Source organism: Mesorhizobium sp. M7A.F.Ca.CA.002.15.2.1 (assembly GCF_003998715.1).
GTDB lineage: Bacteria > Pseudomonadota > Alphaproteobacteria > Rhizobiales > Rhizobiaceae > Mesorhizobium > Mesorhizobium ciceri.
Genome location: NZ_RZPI01000144.1, coordinates 1 through 9,634, shown reverse-complemented (window position 1 = coordinate 9,634; position 9,634 = coordinate 1). Strand labels below are relative to the sequence as shown.

Sequence of the window (9,634 nt, the reverse complement as noted above, 5' to 3'; positions counted from 1 at the left end):
GGACGAAGTCCCCGGACATGGACTTTACCGATGAGAGGTGATCGGCAATCGTCTTGCCATCAACAGGCGCGGCGGAGATCGCGGCGGTGGATGCCGCATACATCGCGGCAGCGCTGGCAACGGCGAACCAGCAACCCAGCAGCACTTTGATCCGATAGCCCATCGCTTATCCCACCTCCGGAGCAGGCGCGTGATCGAAAGAGATCACGCGCCTCCAGGTCAGTAACCCTCCGGGCATCGTGCAACGTAAACCCGGCCATACTGATCGCGATATCTGCACTGGCCGGCTTCGCTGGCGTGCCCGATGACGGCCCCGGCTATCGCGCCAACCGCACCGCCAACAACCGCCCCTTGCACAGGATCGCCGGCCACCGCGGCGCCTACCGCTGCGCCACCCAAGCCGCCGACGGCAGCGCCTTGTTCTGTACGGGAGCACGCCGAGAGCGGAATGAGCAGGCTCAAAATGAGCAGCGTCTTTTTCATTGGTTCTCTCCTGGGCTACTATTAGCCAAAGCTTAAATGCTCAAGAAAGCTTTTCGATCCATCGTGGGTTGCCTGTCCGTCAAGCGCCGGGCCGTGGCGGACCCGTGTGCCCTCCGGCTCAAACGCCTGCAATCGCCAAAAGCCAGGCCAGGATATCGAGCAGCAGAAACAGCAGCGCAATCTGCAGCGCCACCCGCAGCCGCTGGATAATTCGCCAGTTGCCGGCCATGTCCGCCTTGATGCGAAGCGCAAGCGCGCGGCGCATGGCCGACATCGTCGTCGGCCTGTCGCCGTCGACATATTGATCAAGCAACTCTTCGGGATCGAAGCGGAATGTGTATTGGTGGTAGGGCCAAAGCATGAAGACGATCAGCCCGCCAATGCCGAACAGCAGGGCCACCGCAATCCAGTCCCAAGGCCCAAGCCCGTTGGAAAGGGCCGCACCGCCAAGCAACGAGTTTGCGAAGGCGGTGGCGAAGACAAGGCTGCCGGCGCGGCTGCTCATGTTCTCCACAAGGGTTTGCTGTTGCGTGAGACCTCTCACTGCTTCCTGATAAATGAATGCAAGACGCGGATCGTCGTCGGTAACAGCGCTTGCGGCAATTCTGTTGCTTTCGCTTCCACTCGGATGTTCGACCATCAGGGTGTCCTCTCTGGCGTGGACTGGATGCGCGAGCTCAGTCGAGATCGCTTGCCTGCAAACGTTGGCCGTAAGCTGCCTCGCGCAAGGGGGAATCCGCAGTGAACCGAACGGGCCAGGCTGATTGCGCGCCTGGCCAGCAAGGTGTGGAAATCGACGCGGACTAAGCCGGCTGCAACTCCCTGCGCGGTAGCGGCGGAAACGCGATGGCGATGCCGACCGCGCCGAGCCCGATAAGAGCCGAGCCGATGAACAGCCAGGAATAGTTGGCGTAGGCGTCGAACACCATGCCGCCGGCAAGCGGGCCCAGCGCCATGCCGAGGCTGGACAGCATGGTGGCGGCGCCGAACACGGTGCCGAGGATGCGCTGGCCGAAATATTCGCGCGCCAGCACCGCATAGAGCGGCATGACGCCGCCATAGGTGGCACCGAAGATAACGGCCAGCATGTAGAACTGCTCAAGCCGGCTGATCGAGAGATAGGCGGCAATGACGATCGCCTGGATCGCCAGGCCCGCGATCAGCACCGGCTTGACGCCCAGCCGGTCGGCCAGCACGCCGTAGAAGAGCCGGCCGCCGAGGCCTGCCAGGCCTTCGACACTGTAGATCGAGACCGCTGCCATGGGGGCGACGCCACACAGCATGGCATAGCTGACCATATGGAAGATCGGGCCGGAATGCGCCGCACAGCAGGCAAAGAAGGTCAGCCCCAGCACGATGAACTGCGGTGAGCGCAGCGCCTTGCCGACCGTCAGGCCGGCGCCTTCGGCAACCGGCGCGGAGCCGGTATCGGCCATGACGGGCTTCGGTGGTTGGCGCACCAGCAGCACCGCCGGCAACAGCAATAGCCAGGCGGTAATGCCGATATCGAACATGGCGGTGCGCCAGTCATAGGCGGAGATCAGCCAGCGGGCGAAGGGCGAAATCGTCATCGGCGCCACGCCCATGCCGGCCGAGACCAGCGAGACGGCGAGGCTACGGTTGGTGTCGAACCAGCCTGTGGTCAGCGCGATCATCGGCGCGAAAAAGGCGCTTGCCGCGAGGCCGACCAGCACGCCATAGGTAATCTGGAAGCTCAGCAGCGAACCGGCCCGGCTGGCCAGCACCAGCGCCAGCCCGAGCAGAACCGCGCCGGTCATCACGACGATGCGGGCGCCAAAACGGTCCGATATCGCGCCCCAGGCGAAGCCGCCAAGGCCCATCACCAGGAAGTTGAGCGTCATGGCGCTCGAAATGCCGGCGCGCGACCAGTTGGTGTCGATCGCCATCGGCTCGAGAAAGATCGCCAGCGAAAACATCGTCCCGATGGCGACACAGGACATCAGCGCGCCAGCCGCGACGATGACCCAACGATAGGAAAAGCTCATTCAAATCTCCCATGCCAGAGGGCAGCGCTCAGCGCTGCTTGCATCCGAAGGACGCCGGCAGCGAGGCTGATCCTACAATCCGGTTGCATTTTTTATCCAGTCTGGCCCGACGCCGTTTTCAGCAGATCAGACCGGCAGTTCCGACGTGTATTTGATCGTTTGGCTGGGGACGTCGGTCTTGACGTTCTGCACGCCCTTGATGCGGCTCAGATGCTCCGACTGGAAGCGGCGATAGTCGTCGATGCCGGCCGCCACCACGCGCACCATGGCGTCGCAATCGCCGAGCATCAGATAGCACTCCATCACCTGCGGCAGCTTGGCGACTTCGGTGGCGAAATGCTCGATCGTGTCCTCGTCCTGCGTCTTCAGCCAGATGCGGGTGAAGAAGGTCAGACCCTTGCCGATGCTGGCCGGGTTGAGCACGGCGACGTAGCGGTCGATGACACCGGCTTCCTCCAGCAGCTTCACGCGACGCAGGCAAGGCGATGGCGACAGCCCGACCTCATTGGCCAGATCGTTGTTGGCCATGCGGCCGTCGCGCTGCAGCGCCCGCAGAATCCGCTTGTCGATCTCATCCAGCTTCATGGCTACAGATTCCATCTATTCGAAAATTTGTAACATAAAATGCCAGAACTCGGCGAAATACAACAATCTCCGCAACCAAATTGCGGACCGATTTCGGTATGTTTGCTGCCGACATCAGTTGATTTCAAACGCAGAGAAGCGGCGGCCGCGAGGTCAGCCGATGAAGACACATGAGCATTTCACAGGCAGTCGAGACGGTGGCAGATGGTTCGAAATCCGAATTCCGCCGTGGCGTGGCGTCCTGCGCGCCGGTGCTGTTCGGCACCATCCCCTATGCGCTGGTGCTTGGCGCCCAGGCGACGCAGAAAGGCTTGAGCACGGTCGAACTGTCTGCCATGACAGGGCTGAACTTCGCCGGCGGTTCGGAGTTCGCGGCGATCCAGTTGTGGACGTCGCCGCCGCACATCGTGCTCATCGTCGCCATCACCTTCCTGGTCAACAGCCGTCACCTGCTGATGGGGGCGGCACTGGCGCCGTTCCTGCGCGACCTGCCACGGCGCAAGGTGTTTCCGGCGCTTTTCCTTATGTGCGATGAAAGCTGGGCGCTGGGCTTGGCCGATGCCAAACTGCGTGCTGCAGCCGGCATCACGCCGGCCTTCAGCCCGCGCTACTATATGGGCGCGGCGCTGGCGATGTATCTCACCTGGGTGGCCTTCACCACGCTGGGTGCCTTGCTCGGTCCGATGCTTGGCCATGTCGAGACCTATGGTTTTGACATGGCGTTCCCGGCTGTCTTCCTGGTGCTGATGCGCGGCATGTGGACGGGTATGGCGGCGGCGCGGCCCTGGCTGGTCAGCCTGGTCGTTGCAGCACTGGTCTATCTCTTCGTTCCCGGTGCCTGGTATGTCGCCGCCGGCGCCATGTCGGGTCTGGTCGCGGCCTGGCTGATGGCAGGTGATGCATGATTGATGCCGTGACCCTTCTCACCATCGTGCTGATGGCCGGCGTCACTTATCTGACGCGGATCGGCGGCTATGTCGTCCTACGCAACCGCACGCTGGGCGCCCGTGCCACGGCTGTGATGGAAGCTGCGCCCGGCTGCGTGCTGATCTCTGTCATCGCACCGGCCTTCGTATCGAAGTCCCCGGCGGATCTTCTGGCGCTGGCTGTTACTCTGGCAGCCGCCACGCGGTTTTCCATGCTGCCGACCGTGCTGATCGGGGTCGCTTCGGCGGGGTTGCTCAGGCATTTCATTGGGTAGTCTAGACTACAGCCTTGGATCTATTGGCTCGCTCTCCAGCGCCAGGACGCCGAAAACACACTCGTGGACACGCCGTAGGGGCTGCCTGGCGACAAACCGCTTCAGCGCCTCGTGACCGAGCGCGAACTCCCGGAGCGCCAGACTACGCTTGCCACCTAAGCCTCGTTCCCGCAGGCGCACGAGATTGTCCGGTGCGTCGTATTCAGGGCCATATATGATGCGCAGATACTCCCGGCCGCGCACCTTCAGCGCCGGCTGGATAACCCCCTTCTTGTTCCGGCTGACGAAGTCGCGCGGCTTCACCACCATGCCTTCGCCGCCCGAGCCGGTCAGCGTCTCCCACCAGGCAACAGCCTCGGCACAAGCGCCGGCGTCGGCCAGATCTACCACCCGCCATTGTGTTCGCGTTACCACGCCGGCAGCCAGGCGCTCTGCAAGTGTCATGTGCCAAACGTGGTCATGATCGAACCAGACACGTCCCTCGCTGGCGAGCAGGTGGAATGGTGCGACCTTCAGGTCCTCGATGCCCGAGACAGGCCACACGTAAGGCGCCCAAGCGGTAGCGTATCTGGCCGCGCGCGCGGCCCGGTCCTCAAGGCGAGCGTCCAGCGAGGCCGCATCGATGCCACGCGCCATCGCACGGGCCAGCGCCTCGCGACTGGCTTGGAGGCCTGCGGCCGCAGACGTCGCTACTGGTGCATACTGGCTTTCAATCAGGCTGCTGGCCTTGGCCGACCAGGGCATGATCTCGGCGTCCAGCAGCAGCCAATCGCTGTTCAATTCCTTCCATAGGTCCACAGCCTCGACTCTGGCGCGGAGGCGGGCGAGCAGGCCCTCCGTCATGCCAGTGCCGTTGAAAAAGGAGCGTCCGGTCCGGGTCCAGATCGCGCCGGTCTCGTCGCCAGGGACCCCGAACCGGTCGCGCGCCGCCTGTGCGTCTCGGCACAGCGCGATGACTGCCCGCGAACCCATGTGCTTCTCCTCGCAAACGATTTGGGTGACGCCACGCTCGCGGAAATGGGCGAAGGCCTCCTCGGGGCGCTCCAGCCAGCCGCTTTGGCTGCTGGTCTCCGATGGCGACATCGTCGGTGGCAGATACATCAACCACTGCGGCGACAATGCGAAACGGCTCATCACCTCAAGTGCTGCCGACGCGTTCTCCTCGGCCACAACGACCCGGCCCCTCAGTTCGGTCTCGATCCAACGTCGACCAGAGACATCCTCATAGTCGAGCACCCCGTCGGCGTCGGCCTGTGCCGATCTGCCCAGACCGGAGGATCCACCTAGTGGGCGCACCGGTTCGGACCAAGTCTGGATTGCCGGCACCTCGACCAGTTCGCGTTCCGGCCAGCGCAAGGCCGTCAGTTTGCCGCCGAACACGCAACCGGTGTCGATACACAGCGTGTTGTTGACCCATTCGGCCGACAGCACCGGCGTGTGCCCGTAGACCACGGCGGTCTTGCCGCGATAGGCGGCAGTCCAATCGGCACGGACGGGCAGGCCGAATTCGTCGATTTCGCCAGTGGTTTCGCCATAGAGGGCGAACTCGCGCACAGCGCCGGAGCCACGTCCGATCATCTCTTCCTTGAGGCCGGCATGGGCGACGGCGAGGCGTCCGTCATCCAGCCAGACGTGGCTGCGCAGGCTGTCGAGGAAGGCCGGCAAAGCCTCTCGCAGGCCGCGATCCTGAGCGTCCAGCTGATCGATGGTTTGTTGCAGGCCGTGGGCAATCGTCACCTTGCGGCCCTCCAGCCAGCGGCTGAGCTTGCGTTCGTGATTGCCCTGGACACAGTAGGCGGCTCCGGCCGCGACCATGCTCATGGCGATGCGCAAGGTGTCGGGCACGTTGGGACCGCGATCGACGAGGTCGCCGACAAAGACGATCTTGCGGCCTTCCGGCGGTGTCACAGCGACGATTCGTTCGCCATGATCCTCGGACCAGGCGACGCTGTAACCGAGTTGAGCGAGCAAGGCCTGAAGTTCATCGGCGCAGCCGTGGATGTCGCCTATGATATCGAACGGACCGTGGTGGTCGCGCTTGTCGGTCCACAATGGCTGGCGCGTGACCCTGGCGGTGTCGATACTGGCCTCGCTGGTAAGCTTCCAGACCTGGCGGAAACCTTCGCGTTGCAGCCCGCCGAGGCCCTTGCGAATTTCGGTGGTCATGCGCTGGACCACGCCGGCGCCGAACGGCCGGTCGGGTCGCAACGCGTTGCGAGCGACGCAGACGTCGACACCTGGATCGATGACCACGGCGACCGGCAAGGTGTGCCACTTGCGCGCAAGTTCGATCCAGGCCTTGCGGTCAGCGGCTCGCACGTTGGTGGCATCGATGACGGCCAGCTTGCGATACTTGAGCCGTTTGCTGGCAATCTCGCGCGCCAAATCGAAGGCATCTGCCGAGACATCCTGATCAGTCTCGTTGTCGCTGACTAGCGCGCGGCAGCGATCCGAGGAGATGATTTCTGTCGGCAGGAAGTGCCTGGCGGCGAAGGTCGACTTGCCTGATCCCGTCGATCCGATCAGCACGACCAGGGCGAAGTCAGGGATGGCGAGATCGGTCTTGTCGGGCTCTCTCATCGGGTGAACACCGCCATCTGTGTCGGCGCCCCCAGGACTGGGTGCACGGCTCCGATGTCGCTGAATGCGGCGCTGTAGCCATAGGCCTTGCCGATCCGGGCCGCCCAGGCTTCAAACCGAACGCGGCTCCATTCGAAACGGTGATCCGGATGGCGAAAGGCGCCGGGAGCCAGATTGGGAAACAAGGCGTTATAATCGGCGTTGGGCGTGGTCACGATCACGGTTTTGGGCGCCGTCTCGCCGAAGACAACACGTTCGATTAGGGGCAATCTGTCTTCGTCGAGATGCTCGATGACCTCCACCAACACGGCAACATCAGCTTCTGCCCAGCGGCTGTCGCGATATGTCAGCGATCCATGCATCAGCGTGACACGGCCTTCGGGCGGTCCGCCGAACTCGTTCAGCTTGAGACGCTTGGCAGCCCGTTCCAGCTCACGAACGGCAGGGTCGAGTCCGAACATCTTGTGGACCCATCGTTCGCGCACGAGCCGATAGAGAAGCTTGCCTTCGCCGCATCCCAGATCTGCAATACTGGTCGCGCCGGTCGCGCGGATGGCTCGGACCACTGCGTCCATGCGCAGGTCATTCAGTCGGATGGGCGCCTCGAGCGCTTCCTCGGGCGCAATCCGGGCTTCGGGAGGCAGGGCCTCACCAGCCGTCTCGGGAGCCAGTCGCTCTAGGGCGATGCGGGCCAACGCACCCCGGTTGCGCAGATAACGGCGCACGATTAGGTCTTTGGCTGGGTGGTTTTCCAGCCAGCCTTCGCCTTTGGACAGCAGCTTGTCGATCTCGGCCTCGCCAACCCAGTAGTGCTTGGCGTCGTCCATCACCGGGATCAGGACATAGAGGTGATTGAGCAGGCTGCTTAGCCGGCCGGTGCCGGTCAGCCTAAGATGACCGTATCGGGGGCCGCCTGTGTTGGATCCAATAGTTTCGATCGGTGTCAGGTCAACGGACCATCCCAAGGGTTCGAACAGACCCCGCACGAGAGCCTCGCCGCCGCGCATCGGCAGCGGGGTCACCACGGTTTCGAGCGGCAGGTCGCTGTCGGCCAGTTGCTGGCGTTCCTTTGATATGCCGGTCATCGCGGTTCGCAGCGCCTTATTCAATGCCACTGACAGGAAGGACGATGCCGCATACGGGCGGTCGTTCACATACTGGTCCAACAAGCCTTCTGCCTGCCCCTTGCCTCGCACTAGCCCTATAGGGTCGACGTCTAGCAGAAGTACGGCCTCGCAACGCTCGTCGGTCGCTTCCGGATAGAACAGCCAAGCCTTGCCGAAGGATAGGTCAGTCTCGTGCAGACGTTCGGGGTGCTTGTGCAGCAAGAAGCCGAGATCTGTGGCCGGACGTTGCGTTGTAGCGACGGAAAGGAACATCGGCGACCGATAACGCAGAACAGCAGAATAACCAATGGCGTTGCGCTGCAATTTATCCAACGCAATACATCCATTTTCCACACGTAACTTTGTCGCGCCGCCAAGAAAAAGGCAGGCGCGTACGCGCCTGCCTTTTTCAATTTCGGGTGGGTGGCCGCAGCGCCTTATGCGGCAGCCGCGACGTCCCGGCTGGCGGCCACGACGGCGTCGACCTTGGCGGTCGCCTTGGCGAGCGCTGCTGTCACCGCGTCAGGGCCCATGCCGACACCTTCGATGCGGATGACATCGACATCGGTCATGCCGAGGAAGCCGAGCACGCCACGCAGGTAGGGAATGGCGTGATCGAACTGCACGGCCGCACCTTCCGAATAGATGCCGCCGGAAGCCAGCACGATATAGACCTTCTTGCCGGTGACCAGACCCTTGGGGCCGTTCTCGCCATAGGCAAAGCTCTTGCCGGAGCGGGAGATGTGGTCGACCCATGACTTCAGGGTCGAGGAGATGTTGAAGTTGATGAAGCCGGTGGCCAGGATCACCGTGTCGGCGGCGAATAGCTCGTCGAGCACGACATCGGAGACGCCGACGACTTCAGCCTGGCGCGGGGTGCGCGCTTCGGCCGGGGTATAGATGCCCGTCGCATAGTCGGCATCGATGTGCGGCAACGGATTGGCGACGAGGTCGCGCACGACGAGCGTGTTCGACGGATCGGCGGCGACGAGCTTTTCGGCGAATTCGGTGGCGATGCGGGTCGAATGCGAGGCAGCGCCGCGCGGGCTCGAAGTGACAAGAAGAATGGACATTTTGGGCTCTCTCCAGCGGTTGGAATGATTTGTCCCGCCAGATATGGGGCTTTCGATCCATTCAATAAACTGGTATATTTTCTATACGATCCATCCATAAGTTGGATATAACGATGCAGCCCAACCCGACGCTCGATCAACTTCAGATCTTTGTGACAGTCGCCGAAGCCGGCAGCTTCTCGGCCGCCGGCCGCAAGCTCAACCGGGCACAGTCCGTCATCAGCTACGGCATCGCCAATCTCGAGGCGCAGCTTGGGCTGAAACTGTTCGAGCGCGAGGGCACGCGCGAGCCGCAATTGACGGAGATCGGCCGGGCAATGCTGGAGGACGCACGGCGCATGATCGGCGTGCTGCAGCGCATCCGCTCGCGCGTCGACGGCCACCACCAGGGGCTCGAGGCCGAGGTCGCGCTGTCGGTCGACGCGACGCTGCCGTCACCGGTGCTGGTTCGGGTGCTGAAGGCATTCGAGGCGCAGTTTCCGACCGTGATGCTGCGGCTGCACATCGGCACGCTCGGCCTGATCCCCGACCATGTCGTCAGCGGTCAGGCCGACCTTGGCATTGGCGGCCTGCTGGGCGATGTCGACGTGAACCTTGTGC

10 protein-coding genes are annotated in these 9,634 nt (G+C 63.1%); 3 read left to right on the top strand and 7 right to left on the bottom strand.

Translation table 11 applies throughout. From position 1 onward, the window contains the following. Positions 1–219 precede the first annotated feature (219 nt). From ENZ74_RS11120 to ENZ74_RS11105, 4 genes are all read right to left on the bottom strand, one after another. A complete protein-coding gene (locus tag ENZ74_RS11120) occupies positions 220–483 on the bottom strand; it encodes a YMGG-like glycine zipper-containing protein (protein WP_013530156.1) in 264 nt (87 codons plus the stop codon). A gap of 118 nt (positions 484–601) precedes the next feature. Next, positions 602–988, bottom strand: a complete 387-nt coding sequence (locus ENZ74_RS11115) for a hypothetical protein (protein WP_082826532.1) — start codon at positions 986–988, stop codon at positions 602–604. A 298-nt stretch (positions 989–1,286) separates the two neighbouring features. After that, positions 1,287–2,489 (bottom strand): MFS transporter, encoded by a 1,203-nt coding sequence (locus ENZ74_RS11110; RefSeq protein WP_063168772.1) that lies wholly within the window; start codon positions 2,487–2,489, stop codon positions 1,287–1,289. A 126-nt stretch (positions 2,490–2,615) separates the two neighbouring features. Then, complete coding sequence (locus ENZ74_RS11105) at positions 2,616–3,074, bottom strand: Lrp/AsnC family transcriptional regulator (protein WP_063168771.1); 459 nt, start codon at positions 3,072–3,074, stop codon at positions 2,616–2,618. Between the two features lie 170 nt (positions 3,075–3,244). Here ENZ74_RS11105 and ENZ74_RS11100 point away from each other — a divergent pair, with 170 nt between their 5' ends. Beyond that, positions 3,245–3,979, top strand: a complete 735-nt coding sequence (locus tag ENZ74_RS11100) for an AzlC family ABC transporter permease (protein WP_013530159.1) — start codon at positions 3,245–3,247, stop codon at positions 3,977–3,979. Then, entirely contained in the window at positions 3,976–4,275 is a 300-nt protein-coding gene (locus ENZ74_RS11095) for an AzlD family protein (protein WP_013530160.1), read from the top strand. The genes ENZ74_RS11100 and ENZ74_RS11095 overlap by 4 nt, the downstream gene beginning before the upstream one ends. A gap of 6 nt (positions 4,276–4,281) precedes the next feature. Here the strand turns inward: ENZ74_RS11095 and ENZ74_RS11090 are convergent, their stop codons facing one another. The 3 genes from ENZ74_RS11090 to ENZ74_RS11080 all read right to left on the bottom strand — a co-directional run bounded on the left by ENZ74_RS11090 (position 4,282) and on the right by ENZ74_RS11080 (position 9,034). Beyond that, entirely contained in the window at positions 4,282–6,855 is a 2,574-nt protein-coding gene (locus ENZ74_RS11090; RefSeq protein ID WP_063168770.1) for a polynucleotide kinase-phosphatase, read from the bottom strand. After that, entirely contained in the window at positions 6,852–8,294 is a 1,443-nt protein-coding gene (locus tag ENZ74_RS11085) for a 3' terminal RNA ribose 2'-O-methyltransferase Hen1 (RefSeq protein WP_244514334.1), read from the bottom strand. Before ENZ74_RS11085 ends, ENZ74_RS11090 begins: the two co-directional genes overlap by 4 nt. Before the next feature lie 104 nt (positions 8,295–8,398). Beyond that, positions 8,399–9,034, bottom strand: coding sequence for an FMN-dependent NADH-azoreductase (locus ENZ74_RS11080; RefSeq protein ID WP_024505492.1), 636 nt, complete (start codon positions 9,032–9,034; stop codon positions 8,399–8,401). Between the two features lie 113 nt (positions 9,035–9,147). Between ENZ74_RS11080 and ENZ74_RS11075 the strand changes: the two genes are divergently transcribed. Beyond that, positions 9,148–9,634, top strand: a 487-nt coding sequence (locus tag ENZ74_RS11075; RefSeq protein ID WP_164760999.1) for a LysR family transcriptional regulator, incomplete at its 3' end; no start/stop codon positions are given.

Bases quoted from the DNA above. Each gene is read 5' to 3' on its own strand.
- ENZ74_RS11120 (WP_013530156.1), bottom strand. From the start codon at position 483: ATGAAAAAGACGCTGCTCATTTTGAGCCTGCTCATTCCGCTCTCGGCG.
- ENZ74_RS11115 (WP_082826532.1), bottom strand. From the start codon at position 988: ATGAGCAGCCGCGCCGGCAGCCTTGTCTTCGCCACCGCCTTCGCAAAC.
- ENZ74_RS11110 (WP_063168772.1), bottom strand. From the start codon at position 2,489: ATGAGCTTTTCCTATCGTTGGGTCATCGTCGCGGCTGGCGCGCTGATG.
- ENZ74_RS11105 (WP_063168771.1), bottom strand. From the start codon at position 3,074: ATGAAGCTGGATGAGATCGACAAGCGGATTCTGCGGGCGCTGCAGCGC.
- ENZ74_RS11100 (WP_013530159.1), top strand. From the start codon at position 3,245: ATGAGCATTTCACAGGCAGTCGAGACGGTGGCAGATGGTTCGAAATCC.
- ENZ74_RS11095 (WP_013530160.1), top strand. From the start codon at position 3,976: ATGATTGATGCCGTGACCCTTCTCACCATCGTGCTGATGGCCGGCGTC.
- ENZ74_RS11090 (WP_063168770.1), bottom strand. From the start codon at position 6,855: ATGAGAGAGCCCGACAAGACCGATCTCGCCATCCCTGACTTCGCCCTG.
- ENZ74_RS11080 (WP_024505492.1), bottom strand. From the start codon at position 9,034: ATGTCCATTCTTCTTGTCACTTCGAGCCCGCGCGGCGCTGCCTCGCAT.